The organism is Streptomyces sp. NBC_01515 (assembly GCF_045040345.1).
GTDB lineage: Bacteria > Actinomycetota > Actinomycetes > Streptomycetales > Streptomycetaceae > Streptomyces.
The window spans coordinates 8,489,488-8,508,485 of sequence record NZ_CP109416.1 but is presented as its reverse complement, the minus strand read 5'-3'; the positions used below and the strand labels follow the sequence as shown (position 1 = coordinate 8,508,485).

The window sequence follows — 18,998 nt, the reverse complement described above, 5'->3', positions numbered from 1 at the left end:
CATACCGGACGGGAACGTTTCGCAACGTGTCCCTGCTTCCGCTCGAAGAGATCCCCGGGCCGCTCCCCGTCTCCACCGCCGGCCCCGACGCCACTACGACCGCCCCCGTCCCCTTCCGCCTCCCCCGCCTCCCCTCCGCGGCACGCCTCGCCACCAGGATCCTGACCCTGCTGCCCCTGCTGCTGATCGCGGTGTGGGCGGCGGTCGACTGGCGTGCGATGTACGACGGCACGGCCCGGCTCGCCTCCGCCGACCCCTGGTGGCTGCTCGCCGCGTTCTTCTTCACCTGTCTCGGCTGGGGCACCGCCGCCCTCGTCCGCCAGGGTGCCGTGCCCGAGCGGCTGCCGACCGGTCTGCTGATCGCCTCGCAGTTCGCCGCCGGTGCCGCCAACCACGCGCTGCCGGCCAGCATCGGCGCGCACGCCGTCACGCTGCGCTTCCTCCAGGGCCGCGGCATCCCCCTCGCGCGCGCCACCGCCTCGCTCGCCCTGTACTCACTCGTCCGGCCGATCGCGAAGACCATCGTGCTCATCGCCTTCCTCATCGCCTTCCCCGAGATGCTGAGGTCCGGCCAACTCGTCCCGCGGGGCTGGTCGTTGGTCCTCGCCTTCGGCGGGCTGGGGGTCGCGTTCGGCACGGCCGGCCTGCTCCTGGCCGTGGTCCCTCCGCTGCGCCGCCCGGTCCTCCGCTGCTTCCGCACCGCCCTGACCGACGTACGGCAGCTGCACACCATGCCCAGTCGCGTCCTCGCCCTCTGGGGCGGAGCGGCGGCCGCACCGGTACTCCAGGCGACCGTGATCTTCTCGGTCGGCGCCTCGCTCGGCATGCCGCTGTCCTGGCCACAGGTCGTCCTCGCGTTCCTCGCCGCCAGCACCGCGGTCGGCGCGGTTCCCGCACCCGGCGGGATCGGTCCCGTGGACGCGGCGACGGTGTTCACGATGGTCGCGTTCGGCGCCCCCATGGACCTGGCCACGGCGAGCGTCATCGGGTACCGGGTCCTGACGGTGTGGGTGCCGTTGCTGCCGGGCGCGTTGATGCTGTCGGCGCTGGTCCACCGGAAGGTGCTGTGACCGACTTCCCCCTGTACGTCGACACCCCCCTGTACATCGGCATCCCCTTGTCCGTCGAAATCCCCTTGTACGGCCACCCGTCCGGCGTCTAGCGTCGCTGCTCATCGGCGTGTGGCTCAGCAGCGGAGCACCGGGCTCTTGTCCCGGAGGGCGCAGGGGCAGGACCTGCCACGTCGGCTTATGAATGACGACGCTGACCAGCAGCACCTCACCGCGAACCCCGGCTATGCCCAAGGGCAGTTGGCCAAGGCCTTCACGACCGCGCTGACCCACGAGGACGCCGACACCCGCCGTCGCGCGGAGAGCCGCGTGACGCGCTGGCGTGCCGTGCTCGCGGGGATGGCCGGCGGCCTGCTGTCGATCGGTTCGCGCACCCCGGTGGCCGGACTCCCCGCCTGGATCACCCCCGAGGTGGTGCACGGCGGCTTCGCCACGGGCACCCCGGGCGCGGGCGGCCCGCTCCAGCCGTACGAGACGCGGCTCGCGGAGCGGTTCGGCGTGCCCGCGGACCGGCGGGCACTGTTCGCGCACTGCCTCACCGACACCGGACTCGCCTGGCTGTGGGGGCAGTTGAACAGCGGGCGGTACGAGGTGACCGTGCCCGAGGAGGGCGCACTGCTCACCATGGCCTGGCTGGTGCGGCACGGGGAGTCGGCCGCCGCCCTGGACCTGGTCGCGGAGTTGGAGCCGTTCGCGGATCAACTCCGTTTCCTGCCACGCCCGTCGACCGGTCGGCCCGCGCCGGACGTCACCGACGCGCTGTACCGCCGTAGCGTCTCCGACACCGTGGACCGGCTGGTCCGGCGGCGCCCGAACGCGGCCGTGGAGACACAGCGCGAGGCACTCGCCGTATGGCAGCCGTTCGGGGACGAGTTGCTCGTCCACTGGCTGGAGACGGCGGGCGCGGAGGACGCGCGGGTGCTCGAACTCGCCCCGGATGCCGACTGGTTGGAGCGCGGTGCCGCGCTGTTGAGCCGCTACCGGCTGCTGGCCGAGGAGCACACACGCTGCGGGAAGCACCGTAATCCCAAGGAGAACCTGGGCATTCTGCGCGGTGCGCTCGAAGAGACCGTCGCCGGGCGGGAGTTGGACGCGCGACGGCTCGGGCTGCTGCGGCACGCCGTCACGTCGATGGTGCGGCGGCGCGGCCTGCCGGGCTCGGCACCGCACACGGAACTGCGCCGCGTACAGCGGAGCCAGGCCGCACTCCCCTCCCACTACGCCCTGGCGCAAGTGGTGGTGGGCCGGCTCGCCGTGCTGCCCCAGGAGTCGGGCATCGCCGACCTCGCACCCGTACTCGCCCCGGTCTCCGAGCCGGAGCAGCGGGAGACCGGCCTGCCCGCCGGTTCTCAACTCCCATCCGCCGTAAGCCGGGTGGTCGAGGACGCGCTCAGCGCACCGGTATCCACCCTCGTGGAAAGGGGAGTTGTCCCCTCGGCCGAGGTACTGGCTCAACTGGTACCGCAGCTGGTCGCCGAAACCACCGCGCGAAGCTACGACGACAAGGCGCTGCGGACGCTGATGGCCGCCAACTACCGCGCGTTCCGCACCCGCCGTTCGCTGCTCCTGCTCAACCTGGAGCGGCAGGTCCGGATCGAGGAACTGCCCTGGGTACGGGCGGTGGCCGCGCAGCGCGGTGATGGAACGGCCGAAGCCGCCCTGCTGCTACGGCAGTTGGGCGAGCTGGCCGTGCGCGGGTTCCCCGGCACGATCCTGCCCAACCCGCTCGTGCGCGAACTCGGAGTGCTCGCCCGCCAGTCGGAGCTGGGCGCCCCACTGGTGGAGGAGCTGGCCGCCGACATCTTCATGGACGCCTTCGGCCCCAAGTTCCTTGTAGCGGCAGGGATCGCGGGTGAGTTGCTCGGTGGTTCGCTGTACGAGCGGTACTACGGCATCGACTACGCGGCGATCCGGGAACTGGCGATCGCCGAAGGGACCGTCCACGCGGGCGAGTTGGCGGGCCGGTCGGACAAAGCGGGGGCAGGGCCCCGCACGTCCCCGGGGTTCGCGCGGCTGTGCGCGGAGCGGGCCGCGGCGGCTTCATCGGCTCCGGCGGGGCCGAAGTCCGGTTCCTCGTCCGGGTCCTGGGTGGCGGCGAACGGCAAGGTGATCGAGCAGTCCCAGATCCTGACCACGCACAACCTGGCCACGCTGGTCCACCGGGTCGGCATCGCCCCCGAGCCGGGGTGGGCGGATCTGGCGCGCCGCTGTTTCGGCACCGTGTGCCGGCTGACGGCCCGGGTGCAGCGCACCCCGTGGCCGTACTCCACGATCAAGGACGCGGCGTACGCCTGGCGGCAGTTGGTGTTCCACCTGTCCCTCTGCACGGCCGCCGAACAGCGGCGGGTGCTCGACGACCTCGACGTGGCGGCGGCCCGCCACGCTCCCCATGTCACCGCCCGCCTCGCGCCCGCGCTGGCCGGGCTGCGCCTGGTCGCGGACGGCGGCGCCTTCGCCCCCGACGGCACGGTGGACGGGGGCCGCGCCCGCCGACTCCTCGGCTGGACCACGGACGGCCACTGGCTGGCGACGGACCCAACCGCCGTAGATACAAAGGGGAGTTGAGAAGCACGCACGCCGGCGGCCGCTAGGACCCGTCGGCCACCGCGCGTACCGCCGCCTCCGTGAGGGTCTTCGCGGTGCCTACGGCGCTGGTGATCGCCTCGTCGGGGGTGAGGCCGCACTGGTCGGTGAGGGTGAACAGGGCGTCCGCCGCCATGACCACCGCGAGACCCCGCTTGAGCTGGGTGAACGCGTCCGGGTCGGACTCCCCGAGGGTGGCCGTCAGGGGGGCGAGGGCGTGGTCGATGAGGCCGAAGCGGATGCCGGGGCGCATGTTCGCCGTGTCGGGGCGGACGATGGTCGCGGCCATCATCGCGCGCACCCCGCCCTGCCGGGCCAGGGTGCCGCGGAGCAGGAACTCGCAGGCGAACGCGATCCGTTCGACCGGATCGCGGGAGTCGGCGACCGGGCCGAGCGCGTCGACGGGGTCGGGCCAGACACGGGCCAGGGCCTCGCCGATCAGCGAGGGCAGGTCGGGGAAGTAGCGGTAGGCGGTGGCCTCGGAGACCAGGGCGACGCGGGCGACCTCGGGCATGGTCACCTCGCTGCCCGTGCCGATCAGCCCGCGCGCCGCTTCGACGATCGCCGTACGGGTGCGCTTCTTCTGGTTGCTGCGGCCCGTGTCCGTCTGTGCTGTCGCCATCGGTGCGTCACTTCCCCGTATTCGCTCGTCGTCGCCGTCCGTCTTCCTTACGTTATCACGACAAGCTCTCATTGTGAGAGTCTGCTTGCATAACGAGAGATGTCCGCCTACTCTTCTGAGGGCGCGCCACAGCGCGACGAACGCTCAACTCGCGCCACATACAAGGGAGTCGGCGATGAACGAGGTTTCCGTGGTCGGTCCGGACGACGGCGAGTCGATCCAGCTGGGCCCGGTCACGATGCGCATCCTGGAGGACGGCAGCACCACCGGCCACCGTCTCGGGATCGGCGAGATCACCCTCGCCCCGCACACCCAGGGCCCGCCGCAGCACCGCCACGCCCAGCACGACGAGGGCTTCTACGTCGTCTCCGGCACCGTGCACTTCACCATCGGCGAGACCGTCCACGTCGCCCCGGCCGGCACCCTCGCGATGATCCCGCCCGGTGCCCCGCACACCTTCGCCAACCCCGGCGACGAGCCCGCGGTGATGGTCAACACCTTCACGCCCGACCTGTTCGTGCAGTACTTCCGCGAGCTGCGGGACATGATCGCCGGCGGCCGGGAGTTCAACACCGAGTCGACGATCGAGACGATGAGCCGCTACGGCACGGTCCCTGCGACCGACTACGCCTGAGGCCCCGCGCTCACCGCCTCACGGACCGTCCGTCAGGAGCCGCCCGAGTTCGACGGGCCGAAGAACTCGATCTCGGCGATGGCCACTTGCTTGCCTCCGGAGGCTCCGTAGGCGGACTCGATGGTGAAGCGGACCGACCTGACCGTGCCGACCCGGAAGGAGCGGCGCTGGGCGCCCGCGCCCTGGTCCAGGGTGAGTTGGCGGGTGATCTTCTTGCCGTCGGCCGTGGTGATCTCCGCCTCGATCCGGTGCGGGAGCGCCGACTGGCTGAGCTGGTCGGGGCGGGTGGATTCACCCGGGGTGATCATCAGGTCCAGCAGCCGGGTCGGCTCGTCGAACGTCGCCTCCAGCCACTCCCCCTTGCCCGACTGGGTCACCCCCGGCCCCCACCAGGTGTTGTTCAGCCGGTCGAAGGCCAGGTCCGGCTTGTGCCCGGGGAAGGAGCGGGAGGCGGTGACGCGGTCCGGGTAGACGGGGGCCCGCTTGGCGAAGTGGTCCTTCGTCGCGTCCACGCCACGCGGGATGTTGACGGCCAGCACGATCAGCAGGGTCAGCACCACCGCCGCGCCCACCCAGGTCAGCACCCGGTCGAAGGTACGGCGCAGCCGGGGCCGGTCGCCCGCCCACGGGATCTCGCCGTTCCGGAACGCGAGCAGCCGCCGCCACCAGGGCAGCCGGCCGGGGGCCTGCTCCTCTCCGGCCATGGGCATCGCGCAGCGGGCGCAGTAGTGCCGGTCGGGCCGGTTGCCCGTCGCGCACCAGGGGCAGGGCACTCCGCCGACGGCGCCCGGTTCGACGCCGGGTGCCCGTACGGCCTGCGGACGCGCGGCGACCGGGCGGCCGGGCAGGACCGGGGCAACGGAGGGAACCTGGCGGGGCTCGGGGTCGGAGACCGGGACGAGAAGCCGCCGGGCGCGCTCGGCCTCGGACTCCGGTTCCGGTTCCGGGGAGGTGGCGGGGACCGGTTCGGTGGGAGCGGTGTCGGTGGTGGAAGGGGTGCGGGTGGTGGTGCCGTCGTGGTGGTGACCGTACGGTGCGTCGGGCGCGGGGGTCGGGGCGGGCGCCGGGTCGCCGCTCGGGTGGGGCGCGGGGTGGGTCGTGGCGGCGGCGGACGCGTGGGGAGTCGTAGAAGCTCCGGAGGGACGGGGAGCCGTAGAAGCGCCGGACGCCTCGCCGCTCGCCGGTTCCTGGTGGGCGCTCGCGCCGACCGAATCGTAGGAGCCGCCGGCGGCCAGGGCGTCCAGGCGCAGGGAGAGCGCGTCGAGTCGGGCGGCGGGGTCGTCCGAGCCCGAACTCCCTGGTGCGGGCCGCTGGTTGTCGGGCTGGGAGAAGGCGTTCCAGCCAGGGTCACCGCTGACGGCCGGGGCTCCCCCGGCGCTCTCGCCGCGTTCGGCCGGGGCCCCGGTGCGGGCGCCCGCGCGGTCCGTCCAGCTGAGGACGGCGCCGCAGGCGTCGCAGAACGACTGGCCCGGTTCCGCGCGGGTTCCGCATTCGGCGCAGCTCTGGGTGGTCGTCATCTCTCGGGGTTCCTTTCGGGGAGCACGGTGGCGGTCACCTGGACCGTGTACGGCATGTGGGCGGGGCGGGCGGCAGCCACGAGGGCGTCGAGGCGGTGGGTGTCGAGGGTGGTCGGCGCGGGCAGCCGCAGGTGGACGTGCAGACGCGGGCCGCGCTCGCCGGGTACCGGGCCGAGCGGGCGGGCGTTCCAGTCGGCGGCCCCGCTCTCGGTGATCTCCGGTTCGGCACCGAAGGCGAGCCGCACGGCCTCGGCCAGTCCGCGCCGGGTGCCGCGAATACGGTGGAGGTACGTGGCGGCGGCCACGGCGGCCCGTAGCCGCTCCTCCGGCTCGCTGCCGTCGGTCTCGGCACCGACCCAACTCCCCAGCCACTGAACGAAATCCAGCGGTGCGAGCGACGGCCTGAAGTACGTGTCCAGGCAGTCCAGCACACTCAGGATCGGCGCCACGACCTCGTCTAGCCCGGCGACGAAACGCTGGGCGAGGTCGTCGTCGGCGAACACGGCGGGCAGCATGGCACCGATCGGCGCGGAGGAACCGAGGCCGTCAACTGATCCCCTCAACACACGCCTCCCTGCTGGGAGTTGATGGTGTTCACGCGCCGTCTCCGATCACGCGGACGCGGTGGTCGAAGGAGAACACCAGCGACGGCCGCTCCAGGTCGATGCGGTCGGTCGGGTCGCCGCGCTTGCCGGTGAGCGGGTCGGCGGGGTGCAGGACGACCTCGTCGACCAACTCGACGCCGGGTACGCGCTGGAGCACCGCGAAGACCTCGCCGGACTGCACGGGACGTCCGAACGGCCAGCCCTTTCCGTCCGAACCGCCGGTGAGCGGGTCGAGGTGGCGGTAGAGGGCGTCATGGGCCTGACGGCGCACCCGGTCGGTGTCGACACCCCGGAAGGCGTGGACCGTGGCGACGACGGTGACGCCCTGGTAGAAGGGCGGCCCGACCGCCAACCGGGTCCCGATCAGCCGCCGTTCGTCGAGATGCCGGGTGATGCGCTCCAACAGGGCGTCACCCGGGACCAGTTGCTCGAAGCGGAGCCGGCCACCCGGGTCGGGCACGGCCTGCGGGACCACCAACACCCGTACGGCATAAGCCCCGTGCTCCTCCTCGTCGCCCTCCAGGCAGGTGATGCGCGCGGTCTCGGGGGCGGCCCGGCGGGAGAGTTCCTCGTAGTCCCGGAGGGTGACCGCCCGTTCCTGGGCGCGCAGGGTGATCGGCGCGCGGGTCTTGGCCTCCTGGACGGTCTCGCCGTCCACTCCCCCGCGCGCGGCCTCGCGGTTGACGACCTCGGAGACGTACGGGATGGAGCTGCGCAGGATCTGGACCGCGCCACGTGCCACGTTGCCGGACCGGCCGCCGCCGGTGCGGTAGCGGCGGGCGCGGATCACCGAGCCCTTGGGGGCGACCCCGCCGTACTGGCGCAGGGAGCCGTCGGGTTCGCGGACGGCGGGTCCGAAGGCGAGTTCGCCGGTGGCCGCGTCGAGGGTGATGTGGCGGTCGTCGGGGCCGGAGGCGGCGAAGTGCGGGACGACCTGCCAGTCCGTCCAGCCGTCGTGCTCGGCGGTCTGGAGCAGCAGGGGTACGGCGTCGCCGACGACCGGTGTGTGGGAGAGCCGCAGCCGCTGTCCGGGCAGGCCGGTGGACTCGCCGAGCGCCTCGTCGTAGACCGTGTCGGCGTGGACGACGGTGGTGGTGCCGCCGATGGTGAAGGCCTCGGCGGAGCGGACGGTCGGCGAGGTGGTGTAGAAGGGCTGGTCGGAGTGGGGTTCGGTGACGCGGCAGCGCAACCAGCCCGCTTCCTGGCCGCCGTTGCGCGACAGGGTGTGGCCGCCGGGGACGTGCAGGACGACCGCGCCGGGGCGGTTGAGGCCGCCGGTGCCGTCACGGTCCACCTCGCAGGGCTGCCAGCCGTCGGCGGTCCACGCCTCCCAGACCAGGGGCGGTTGGCGCGGGTCGACGCCAACTCCGTCGACGCGGCTGTCGAGTTCGAGGGCGAGAGCGCAGTGCGGGACGGCGGCGGTGAGGCCGAACAGCATGGAGTCGCCGGGGTCGGGCGCCTCGGCGAAGCACATGACGTGGTTGCCCTCGGCCAGGTCGTGGGTCCGGTCGACGACCTGCTTGCCCCGGTGCTGCACGACGAGATGCCGCAACGCGCTTGGTACTACGGCGAGTTCGCGCTCGGTGGCGAAGACCACCGCCTCCTCGCCCTCCGTGCGCATCGTCGCCACCTCGGTGCCGAGCGGCACCTGCACCGCTTCCTCCTGGGGCGCCGACAGCCAGAACGTGACGTCGGTACGGGCCGCGGACGGCGGGAAGAGCGTGATGCCGACCAGGTCGAGGAAGGCCAAGTGGTTCTTGTCCGGTACCCGGTTGAGGCGGTAGACGATCTGGTCGGCCATGTGCGCGACCGTCTCGACGAGGGTGACGCCGGGGTCGGAGACGTTGTGGTCGGTCCACTCCGGGGCGCGCTGCTGGATGTAGCGCTTGGCGTCGTCGACGAACTGCTGGAAGCGGCGGTCGTCGAGGTTCGGGGAGGGGAGGGCCATCGGTCAGTTGTCGCTTTCAGCAGCCGTGCCGGGCGTACCGGAGGTGTCCGGCTCGTCGTGGGACGGGATGACGTAGAAGGGGAAGACGAGGCTGCGCGGGTTGTTGGTGCCGCGGATCGAGTAGCGGACATCGATGTACAGCACGCTCTGTTCGGTGCCCGCGGTGACCTCGACGTCGTCGACCTCGATGCGCGGCTCCCAGCGGTCGAGGCTGACGTGCACCTCGTGCTGGATCCGGCCCGCGGTCTGCTCGTTGACCGGTGCGAACACCAGGTCGTGGATCGCGCAGCCGAAGTCGGGCCGCATCGGCCGCTCGCCCGGCGCCGTCGACAGGACGAGCCGGATCGCCTCCTCGACCTCGCGTTCCCCGCTGACCAGCGCGATGCCGCCGGTCGGCCCGATGCGCAGCGGGAACGACCAGCCGGAGCCCACGAATTGTTCGGCCATCAGACAACACCCGCCTGTTCCCTGCCCGTTGGACCACTCATGTCCTTGGCCGTTGGGCCGCTCATGCCGGAATCACCATCGGGACAAGGCCGTTGAGGGTGACCACGCCCATGATCGGCACGGTGACGGCCCGAATCCCCACGTTGGCGATGGAGTTGATCTGCACGCTCGCGCCGCCGGTGAGCATCGCGTTGCCGAGCGCCTTCATGTTGAGGGCGCCCATCGCGTCCACCGTGATCGCTCCGGTGGTCGACTTGACGTTGACCAGCCCGCGCCCCTCGATGTTCAGCGGCCCGCCGCTCTTGATCGTGAGACTGCGCCGGGCGCTGAGGGTGAGGTCGGTACCGGCCTCGACCGACACCGCGCGGCTGCCCTTGATGGTGACCTCGCCCTTGCTGTCCACGACGATCTCGGTGTTCGTGCGGTCCAGGGTGATGGTCAACCGCTTGTCCCCGGAGGCCAGTCGGACACCCTGCTTGCGTCCGCCGGTCTTCTGGCTGAGCAGGTCCATCCGGTTGCCGTCCCGGTCGGAGACGGTGTGCCGGCTCGCCTTCTTCCGTACCGCGTCGTGCAGCGGCACGTCACCGACGACGGTCGGCTTGTCCTTGCCGTTGTAGAGCCCGCCGATCACGAACGGATGGTCAAGTGCCCCCCGGTCGAAGGCGACCAGCACTTCGTCGTTGACGTCCATGGGGAAGATCCCGCCACCGCCGAGCCCGCCCCACTGCACGGTGCGCGTCCAGTCGCTGACGTAGGTGTCGTCCAGCCAAGGGAACTGCAACCTCACCCGCCCCTGCTTGAGCGGGTCGTTGACGTCGGTGACCACGGCGTTGGCGACGCCGGGCAGCCGGGGTGCGGTCTCCGAGCCGCCCGAGGCGAGCCCGTAGAGCGAACGCCACTGCCGTCCGCTGACCGTCACCCAGGTCTCGTAGTGCTTGCCGTCACCGAAGACGTGCCGTACGGAGGTGGCCGTGTACTTGCCCTCGAAGGGCGAGCCCACGTCCGCGAGCGCGACCGGAACTCCCGGCCGCAGCTTGGGATTTCCGCGCGCGACGACCTCCAGCTCGGCGAAGGAGGACGTCACGTCGTCGGCGAGGGCGGCGGCGGCGAACTTCACCTCGTTCTGCTTGTCGTACGGCGTGCCCGTCTCGACCAGCTTGGCCGTCTTGAACTTTCCGGCCGCCGCGCCCGGGGTGGTCCCGATGCCGATGGACGGATTGGAGGCCCCGGGCGAGGTGGCGGTGAGCTTCTTCTTCGTGGTGACGTCCCAGCCGCGCGCCTCGACCGTGCCGACCTGGTCGGCGGCGGTCACGGCGGCCCGCAGCCGCAGGATGTCGTGCCCGGCCTGGAGCACGAACGGGCTCTTGTCGCCGTCGGTTTCGGGCGACGGCGCACCGGACGACGGCTTCGGCTCCACGAACTGGAACTTGCCGTCCGCGTCCACCGACATGACCATCTCGTTCTCGTCCGCGAGCCGAGCGAGAAAGTCCCAATCGGTCACGTTGGACTGGGAGATGAACTCGTACACGGTGCGCGTGGACGTGATCTTCCCGATCGGCACCCCGTCCTGGGCGGCGAGTTTGCGGGCGATGTCGGACGCGCTCTGGTTGCGGTAGGCGGCGACGCGGCGCTGGCGCAGCAGCCGGTGCCCGAAGTCGTAGCCGCGCACGACGGTGAAGGTGCCGGTGCCGTCGTAGTCGGCCTCAAGTCCGGTGACCTCACCGGTCAGCAGCGGATCGGAGGCGCCCTGTCCGTCGGCGACCGGCGCGATGACGACCTTCGTGCCGAAGGTGACCCCGAGCTTGCCGAGGATCAGCCGGTACGGGTCCCGGAAGGTGAGCCGGAACGCGGCCGGGACGCCGACGCCCTGGTCGACGTAGCTGTCGACGAGGTAACGGGCGTACTCGGAAGGGATCTTGGCGCCGCCGATCTTCACTTCGACGACGTTGGAGAACGCGGACTTCACCATCAGGTACGCACCTCCTCGGCGGCGGGCAGCACGAGTTCGACACCGTTCGCGAGTCGCGTCGGGTCGTCGATCCCGTTGGCCTCGGCGATCGCCCGCCACGCGGCGGAGTCGCCGTACTCCCGCCAGGCCAGCGACTGCAACGAGTCGCCCGCTACGACCCGGTGGACGCGCTGCGCGGTGAGCGCGCCCGAAGTCGGGTTCTGGCCCTTGGTGTTGCTCGGTATCTCGTGCAGTTGGAGCCGGCAGGTGGCGCGGATGGGGACGCCGGTGGTGCCGAAGAGCGAGTAGGCGGCCTCGACGGAGGAGACGTAGGCGGTGAACCGGGCGGTGGAGAACGACCCCCACTGGAACACCACCCAGGGCGGCGAAGGCTGTTTGGCGGCAATGGACTTGGTGGTCACGTCGCAGCAGGCGAGCAGTGACTCGACCTTCTTCAGCACCGAGTTGCTGGTCGGCTCGTCGGAGGAGTCGAGGAAGATCTCCACGCCCATCTCGCGCGGCTGCGAACCCATGAACTCCGGGAGGGAGCCGTCCCGTTCGATCTGTGCGGGGGTCGTCTTCCACTGGGCGCGGCGGGTGAGGGACAGCTGCGCCGGGTTGAAGTCGAAGGCGAAGGTCTTGATGAGCCCGCCCGGGGTGGTACTGCCCCCGACGGGTGGCTCATGTATCGCGAGGCTGGCACGGACAAGGCTCTTGCCGGCGCCCCTGCTGGTGGTGGCCATGGTCTTGCTCTCCCTTCCTCCGCCGCGCTCAGTCCGTGAATCCGTGGTGCGCGATCTCCAGGACCTCGGTGGCGACGGCCGGTCCCGCCGGGTCGAGGGAAGGCCCCTGCCAGCTGACGGGCAGCACGTCGATGAGCCCCCAGTGCGCGACCTCCGAACCGTCCGCGCGCAGGGCCGCGATCTGTCCGGTGGGGCGCTTGATCCCGGTCTGCACGGAGGAGATCCACTTGGCGACCTTCGCGGTGTCCGGGGTGAGCGGGCGGGTCAGCCGGATGGTGGAGAAGGTGACACGGGTGGGGAGTTGCCAGACGAAGCCGTTGTTGCCGCCCTCCTGCCGGTGCTCGATCTCCACCGTCGACGACAGCCCGTCGCACCCGTTGAAGTAGCCGAGGCTCTCGCCGTCGATGCTGAGGGTGAACCAGATGGTGGAGCCCGGGTCGAGGCGGGACATCGGGGGTGGGCCTGCCTTTCTGTTGTTGCGGTGCTTTGCCTTGCGGTGCCGGTCAGTGGCGGGGGTCGCGGAGTTTGCCTATTCGTTCGCGGTCCAGGCGGAGTTCCGTGCGGATCAGGCGGGTGATGCGGCCGATGATCCGGTGCACGAGTTCGTCGAGCTGGAAGTCGGTTAGGTCTCGGGGGTCGAACTGGCCTGCGGGGATTGCCTCGTAGGCGGGGGGTGGGGGGTCTGCGGCGTTGGCGGTTGTGGTCGGGGAGTACGGGGGTGGCGGGTCGGGGGGTGGGGGTGACTGGGAGGGGGGTGGGGTGTACGGCGGGGGTGAGGCGGGGGCGGCGACTGTGGTGGGGGTTTTGGTGAGGGTGGGGCGGGCCTGGTTCAGGGTGGCGGGGGCGGCGGGGGTGCGTTGGACCGTGGGGATCGGGGCGAGCGAGCGAGATGCGGTGGGGAGGGGTCCGGGTGCGGGTGGGGTGAGGACCGGGAGGGGGGTGTGCGGTGCGGGGGTGGAGAGGCGTAGGGGTACTACGGGTACGGCAGGGGCGTTGGGGGCGCCGAGGACTGTGGGCGTGCCGGGTAGTACGGGGGCGCCCGGTGCTCCGAAGGTGCTGGGGGGTGCGCTCGTGCCGGGTACTACGGGTGTGACAGGCCTGGTGGGTGCCGTGCGGCGGTGACGTTGTACGGGGGTGAAGGGCGATGGGGGTGCGGGGCGCTGCGCCGGGGGTGGGTGGTTCGGGTTGTTTGCCGGGTGCAGGTGCGTGGGGGCTTGTCGCGCAGTTCCCCGCGCCCCTGGGGGATTGGGGTGGGGCGGGGTGAGCGGGGAGGTGGTGAGGGCGGGCGCGGTCGGGGCGAGAGCGGTCGGGCTGGGCGGAGCAGGGGTTGAGGGCACGGCCGAGGGCGGAGGCCCGCTTGGAGACGGCGTCACGGCTGAGGCTGGAGTCATCGCCGGGGGCCGGGGACCGACCGAGGACGGAAACGCGGCCCGAGACGGGCTCGCGGCCGGGGCTACAGGCGTCGGGTCTGCGGTGGTCGTAGGCGTGGCGAGTGAGGGAGCGGTGGCCGAGGGAGCGGTGGCTGACGGAGCGGTGGCTGACGGAGCCTGCGGGGCCGGTACCGGCGTGCTGAGCGCACTGCTCCGCTGAATCGCCAACCCTGGACCCGGTGTTGCCGGAGCCGCCGGTGTCGCCGGCTCGGCAGGAGCTGCGGCGATCGGGAGCGCGGCAGGCGTGGAACCCGTGGCCAAGGGAACCCGCGCAGCCGACACCGGCACGCCCGGGGCAACACTCCGCTGAGACGCCCACCCCGGACCCGGTGCCACCAGAGCCGCCGGCCCGGCCGGAGCTGCGGCGATGGGAAGCGCGGCAGGTGTGGAGCCCGTGGCCGAGGGAACCCGCGCAGCCGACACCAGCCCGCCCGGGGCAACACTCCGCTGAATCGCCCACCCCGGAGCCGGTGTTGCCGGAACTGCCGGTGTCGCCGGATCGACCGGAGCTGCGGTGATCGGGAGCGCGGCAGGTGTGGAGCCCGTGACCGAGGAAACCTGCGCAGCCGACACCAGCCCGCCCGGGGCAACACTCCGCTGGACCGTCGGCCCTGGAGCCGGTGTCGCCGGGTTGGCCGGAGGTGCGGTCGGCCTGGGCGCGGTGGTTGGGGGTGCGGCAAGCGGATGGGCGGTGGTCGGGTATGCGGCGGGCTGGTGGGGCAGGGCTGTGGCCGGGGGCGGCACGGCCGTGTTGGGGGCGACGCTTCGTTGGATCGTCGGCCCGGGTCCCGCTGTTGGCCTCGAACCCGGTTCCGTACGGTGCCCAGCGCCTTCCGGCGAGAACGGCGAACCGCTGAGCGGCCTCGCGTCTGCGGGGGTGGCGGTGACCGGAGCGCCGAGGGGTGAACGGCGCCGGACGGGAGTGGGCGTCACGGGAGCCGGAAGGTCGGGGTCGGGTGCTGGCGAACCTACTGCCGACGAGGACGTGGGCGCCGGAGCCGTGAGCGAATCATCGTGCGGGGCAGGGGCATTGGGCATGTTGCCCTGCGCGGGACGAGTAGTCGAACTGGGCATCTGCAGTACGGGTGTTGAGGGCTGCCGTGTCTCGTTCGGGCGCGTGGCGAGAGGGGCGCCGAGGGGGCTGCGAGGCGGGCGGTGGGCGGCGCTGCGTTGGATCTGGGGTGCGGGAGGGGGCGTAGGACCGGGGGTTGGATCGTCGGTCCGGGTGCGGGCGGAGTCCGTCGGCTCTGCGAGGGATGCCGGGGCGTGAGGCTGGGGCTGGGGCTGGGTGATGCCGTCTCCGTGCGGGCCGGGAGCAGTCGCGGCGCGCTGTACGGGCATCGGTGCGCGGGAGGTGTTCGGGGCCGTCGGCTGCGCAGGGGCAGCGGGCGTGGCTGGTGACAACTCGGCTGACGGCACTGCGGAGTTCGGCGTCGGCGTCGGCGTCGGCGTCGGCGTCGGCGTCGGCGTCGGCGTCGGCGTCGGCGTCGAGGGCATCGTGGACTTCGGAGCGGCCGAAGCACCGGCCGTGGCACCCGGCGTGGCACCCGCCCGCTGCACGCGGTCCGTCCCGTTCCCGGAAACTGGAGCTGCGCTACCGCGCCTGACGGGGCGACTTTCGGGCCCGGTCACGCTGGGGCCAACGAGTTCGTTACTACCGTCCGCCAGTCGCATCTGCGGTGTGCCCGATGGCGTCGCCGGTCGTCGTTGCACCGCGGGCTTCGCCTCACCGGAGCCGACCGCCGGCCTGCTCGGAGCCGCCGGAACCACGTCCCGCCGCTCCCCCCCACCACGAACTGCGCCCGCAACAGCACCGAGTTGCTCTACAACGTCACCGGCGGCCGGGACGGCGAACGGAACAGGTGATCCGCCGCCCGGCTCAGCTTCCCCTCGATCACCGCCAGTTGCATCCGACGCGGACTCCCCACCCGAACCACCCCCCACAGCCCCCGAGTTCCGCCGCCCAACCAGCCGCCGCTGCACCGCAGCCGCACTCGACCTCGTCAACGACCCCGTCCTCGGCCGGAGTTGCTCCGACGCCGGCACCGCGGTCACCCGAATACCGGAAGCCGGGCCCACCGCTTCAACCGAACCAACCACAGGAGCCGGAGCAGTACCGCGCACGCCCACGGCCCCCCTCGACGCAAGAGGCACAGCCCGCTGCGCCACAGGCCCCGCAGTCGCGCGCAACGGCACCACCGGCCCCGGCTGCGCAACCAGCCCCCGCCCAGCCAACGGCAGTTCACCCGCAGGCTGACCCAGGCTCGGTACCGCCCGCACCGGCGCCGCAGGCAGCGAGGAACCCGCGATCCGGGCACTCCGCTCCGCGTCCAGCACCGCACGGAATCCCGACCCCGTGAACGACGGGTTCTGCCAGGTGGGCAAGCGTGCACCGAACCCGGCGTCGGCAACCCCGGTCCCCCCGGCAGCGGAAGCCCGCTGAATCGGCGGCAACCCCGGCCACGCGGCCAAGGCCACCGCAGAAGCCGTAGAAGCCGCAGCAGCCGCAGCAGCCGCAGCAGCAGAACTCACCGGACCTGCGGAGCCAGCCACCTCACCGGAACTCCGACCCTCGCCAACTCCCTTACCCGCACCGGAGTTGGCGTCGCCTCCAGCCCGCCCCCGCAACCGGTCCAAGAACCCCACCGGTCAGCCCTCCGCCCCGGAGCGCGTCACCAGGGACGCGATCTCGCCCAAGTAGCGGCGGCGGTCGTGGTGTTCGAGGTCCAGGATGTTCTCCAGGCTCCAGTGGAAGTGGTAGGCGACGTACGCGATCTCCTCGTGCAGCCGGTCGGTCGCGTACGTCACGATTCCCCCAGGCGGCTCCCGCCGAGCTCCACTTCGAAGGGTTCCGCGCAGTGCGGGCACTGAACTGCCGCGCGGGTGTGGCCTTCCGCGTTGATCTGGCGGTAGAAGTCCTGGAGGAAGGCGAGGTCGGAGGCGAACATGTTCTCCACGATCCCGTCGTGGACCATGGGGACGGTGCCCAGCCTGGTGATCACCCGGCCGAGCAGCACCACCGACAGATACGCCGGGTTCTCCTGCACGCGGACGTCCCGCAGCGGCACCAACTCGTCGCGTGCGGTGGCCAGTCGCATCACCCCGTCCTGGTGGACCGTGCCGGACTCGTCGACGTAACCGCGCGGCAGCTGGAAGGGGAACTCGGTCCGCAGCGTCTGCCGTACGGCCGGAGCGGGCGCGGGGGCGGCCGGGGCCGGTATCGGACCGGCCCCCATCTCCGCCACCGGCTCCGCACTTGGCGCAGCCACAGCCGCGCCCACCGCCGAACGCCTCATTATTCGATGACCAGTTCTTCGAACACGATGGTCACGGACTCGGTGAGCGCGGCGGCCTCGCCCGCCTTCACCGTGCTCGCGTCGATCTTGCTGCACCAGGCGTTGCGCAGGTGGTAGCGCTTCACCGGGTTGTTCTGGAAGTCCATCATGATGATCGACGCGTTCTTGCGCGCGGTGGTCATCTGACCGGAGATCGACTCGTTGATCCACTGGGTGAACGAGGCCGACTGGGTCATGCCACGAATCACCGTGCAGGTGCCGTTCTTCTTCACGCCCGGCATGTTCTTGACCACGTTCTGGCCGTTGGGGGTGTTCTGCTGGTACGTGATGACGTCCTGCTCGATGCTGAGGCCGCTGACCTCCGCGAGGTACTCGACCATCACGCCGTCGATCTGCAGGCCGAAATTGTGTGAGGTGAGGGCGTCACCCGGCTGGAGACTCATGAATTCGCTGTCCTTCTAAGGGTGTTGAAGACGACCTGGGGAGATGACGACCTGGAGTGACGGGAGGCCCGGCCTCGCCTACTCCTCCAACTCCCCGCTGCCGCTGGAGAACTGAGCCAGTCGGAAGATCACGAACTCGGCCGGCTTGACCGGCGCGATGCCGATCTCGCAGACGACCCGGCCGACGTCGACGGACTCCGGCGGGTTGGTCTCCTCGTCGCACTTGACGTAGTACGCCTCCTCCGGCCGCTGGCCGAACAGGGCACCGCTGCGCCACTCGTTGACCAGGAAGGCCGAGATGTTGCGCCGGATCCGCGCCCACAGGGCGTGGTCGTTCGGCTCGAACACCACCCACTGGGTGCCGATCAGGATCGACTCCTCCAGGTAGTTGAAGTACCGGCGGATGTTGAGGTAGCGCCAGGCCGGGTCGGAGGACATGGTGCGGGCGCCCCAGACGCGGATGCCTCGGCCCGGGAAGGCGCGGATGCAGTTGACGCCGATCGGGTTGAGCAAGTCCTGCTCACCGCGGGTGATCTGGGTCTCCAGATCGACCGCGCCGCGTACGACCTCGTTGGCCGGTGCCTTGTGCACGCCGCGCTCGGAGTCGTTGCGGGCCCAGACGCCGGAGATGTGGCCGCTCGGCGGGATCAGCCGGGACTGTCCGCTGGACGGGTCGAAGGTCTTGATCCACGGGTAGTACAGGGCCGCGTACTTGGAGTCGTAACCGGCCGTCTCCTGCCGCCACACCCGGATCTGACGGGCATTCAGACTCGGCGGCGGGTCGATGACCGCGACCCGGTCGCCCATCAGCTCGCAGTGCGCGATCAGGCCCAACTGGACCGCCTTGACGGCCTCCAGGTCGATCGCGCCGCGCTGGTAGGCGGCCATCAGGTCGGGCACCGCGACCATGGAGATCTCGTCCACGGCCTCCAGACCGCCGAAGCCGGTGCGGTCGGAGGAGTCGCCGAGGTAGGTGGCCGGGCCGGGATGCGACGCCGTGTCATTTCCCTTGCCGGGTACGGCGGGTGAAGCGGAGGCGGGAGCGGGCGCGGTGAGGGCGACCGTCTGGTTCTCCGGGCGGGCCAGCTGCGCGGCGGGCGCCGTCTCGGCCACGGCGATGAGCCTGGAGCGCTCCTTGACCTGGGTGACGACGTAGTTGCGGCCACCCTTCTTCGCGGTCACGTCGAAGCTCTCGACGTCCTTGCCGGCGTCCTTGACGATCAGCCGGAACCGTTCGGCGGGGCCTTCGCCCTCGGCGTCGGTCACCTCGACGCTCAGGTCGCCGGGTGCCAGCGCGGTCACGGCGAAGGTGCCGAGCTGGGCCGGCTCGCCGGGCGGCAGCGCGGCCGGGGCGGCCGAACCCGTCACGGCGGACGGGGAGTTGGACTCGGCGGCGGTGCCCTCGCCGGTGCCGCCGACGCGGACGACGTAGGCGGCCGAACCGCCGTTGTTGAAGAAGCCGTAGACGGAGTGAGCGAGGTAGTACCCGTCGGTGAACTCACCGAAGGCAGCGACGTACTGCGTCCAGTTGGTCACCAGGGTCGGCTCGTTCAGCGGACCGGTCGGGGCCAGGCCCACGAAGGCCGCCACCGAGGTGCCCACTCCCTCGATCGGGCGCGAGCCGCTGGCCACCTCCTCGACGTAGACGCCGGGCGACAGATAGGACGGCATACTCTGCTCTCCTCGGGGTACGAGACAGGACGCCCTCAAGC

16 protein-coding genes and 1 tRNA gene are annotated in these 18,998 nt (G+C 71.5%); 4 read left to right on the top strand and 13 right to left on the bottom strand.

From position 1 onward, the window contains the following. Positions 1-26: 26 nt before the first annotated feature. The 3 genes from OG407_RS38245 (at position 27) to OG407_RS38235 (ending at position 3,635) form a co-directional block, all read left to right on the top strand. Positions 27-1,070, top strand: a complete 1,044-nt coding sequence (locus tag OG407_RS38245; protein ID WP_405864359.1) for a YbhN family protein — start codon at positions 27-29, stop codon at positions 1,068-1,070. Positions 1,071-1,175: 105 nt separating this feature from the next. Next, positions 1,176-1,247 (top strand) — tRNA-Lys (locus OG407_RS38240). A 3-nt stretch (positions 1,248-1,250) separates the two neighbouring features. Next, positions 1,251-3,635, top strand: a complete 2,385-nt coding sequence (locus tag OG407_RS38235; protein ID WP_405864357.1) for a hypothetical protein — start codon at positions 1,251-1,253, stop codon at positions 3,633-3,635. Between the two features lie 22 nt (positions 3,636-3,657). Here OG407_RS38235 and OG407_RS38230 read toward each other — a convergent pair whose 3' ends face one another. Beyond that, positions 3,658-4,275, bottom strand: coding sequence for a TetR/AcrR family transcriptional regulator (locus OG407_RS38230; RefSeq protein ID WP_405864355.1), 618 nt, complete (start codon positions 4,273-4,275; stop codon positions 3,658-3,660). A 175-nt stretch (positions 4,276-4,450) separates the two neighbouring features. On the opposite strand from OG407_RS38230, the gene OG407_RS38225 reads away from it, so the two are divergent. Further along, the gene (locus tag OG407_RS38225; RefSeq protein ID WP_405864353.1) at positions 4,451-4,909 is read left to right on the top strand and encodes a cupin domain-containing protein; all 459 of its coding nucleotides are present in this window, start codon (positions 4,451-4,453) and stop codon (positions 4,907-4,909) included. Between the two features lie 32 nt (positions 4,910-4,941). Here the strand turns inward: OG407_RS38225 and OG407_RS38220 are convergent, their stop codons facing one another. From OG407_RS38220 to OG407_RS38165, 12 genes are all read right to left on the bottom strand, one after another. After that, complete coding sequence (locus OG407_RS38220; RefSeq protein ID WP_405864351.1) at positions 4,942-6,426, bottom strand: NADase-type glycan-binding domain-containing protein; 1,485 nt, start codon at positions 6,424-6,426, stop codon at positions 4,942-4,944. Next, entirely contained in the window at positions 6,423-6,989 is a 567-nt protein-coding gene (locus OG407_RS38215; protein ID WP_405864349.1) for a phage tail protein, read from the bottom strand. Before OG407_RS38215 ends, OG407_RS38220 begins: the two co-directional genes overlap by 4 nt. Positions 6,990-7,020: 31 nt before the next feature. Continuing rightward, positions 7,021-8,979 carry a putative baseplate assembly protein gene (locus tag OG407_RS38210; protein ID WP_405864347.1) on the bottom strand — a complete coding sequence of 653 codons (1,959 nt, stop codon included), beginning with the start codon at positions 8,977-8,979 and terminating at the stop codon, positions 7,021-7,023. A 3-nt stretch (positions 8,980-8,982) separates the two neighbouring features. Beyond that, the gene (locus OG407_RS38205) at positions 8,983-9,426 is read right to left on the bottom strand and encodes a GPW/gp25 family protein (RefSeq protein ID WP_019062855.1); all 444 of its coding nucleotides are present in this window, start codon (positions 9,424-9,426) and stop codon (positions 8,983-8,985) included. 61 nt (positions 9,427-9,487) lie between these two features. Continuing rightward, positions 9,488-11,395, bottom strand: coding sequence for a VgrG-related protein (locus OG407_RS38200; protein WP_405864345.1), 1,908 nt, complete (start codon positions 11,393-11,395; stop codon positions 9,488-9,490). After that, entirely contained in the window at positions 11,395-12,117 is a 723-nt protein-coding gene (locus tag OG407_RS38195; RefSeq protein ID WP_405864343.1) for a peptidase M23, read from the bottom strand. Before OG407_RS38195 ends, OG407_RS38200 begins: the two co-directional genes overlap by 1 nt. Before the next feature lie 28 nt (positions 12,118-12,145). After that, positions 12,146-12,568, bottom strand: coding sequence for a phage tail protein (locus tag OG407_RS38190; protein ID WP_200691099.1), 423 nt, complete (start codon positions 12,566-12,568; stop codon positions 12,146-12,148). 52 nt (positions 12,569-12,620) lie between these two features. Beyond that, complete coding sequence (locus OG407_RS38185) at positions 12,621-13,454, bottom strand: hypothetical protein (RefSeq protein ID WP_405864341.1); 834 nt, start codon at positions 13,452-13,454, stop codon at positions 12,621-12,623. A 2,742-nt stretch (positions 13,455-16,196) separates the two neighbouring features. Continuing rightward, positions 16,197-16,355: a DUF6760 family protein gene (locus tag OG407_RS38180; protein WP_019063377.1), complete on the bottom strand. Its 159-nt coding sequence runs from the start codon at positions 16,353-16,355 to the stop codon at positions 16,197-16,199. Continuing rightward, positions 16,352-16,843, bottom strand: a complete 492-nt coding sequence (locus OG407_RS38175) for a hypothetical protein (protein WP_405864339.1) — start codon at positions 16,841-16,843, stop codon at positions 16,352-16,354. The genes OG407_RS38180 and OG407_RS38175 overlap by 4 nt, the downstream gene beginning before the upstream one ends. Next, a complete protein-coding gene (locus OG407_RS38170; protein WP_327400579.1) occupies positions 16,843-17,286 on the bottom strand; it encodes a phage tail protein in 444 nt (147 codons plus the stop codon). The genes OG407_RS38175 and OG407_RS38170 overlap by 1 nt, the downstream gene beginning before the upstream one ends. 78 nt (positions 17,287-17,364) lie before the next feature. Continuing rightward, entirely contained in the window at positions 17,365-18,957 is a 1,593-nt protein-coding gene (locus OG407_RS38165) for a phage tail sheath family protein (RefSeq protein WP_405864336.1), read from the bottom strand. Positions 18,958-18,998 lie beyond the last annotated feature (41 nt).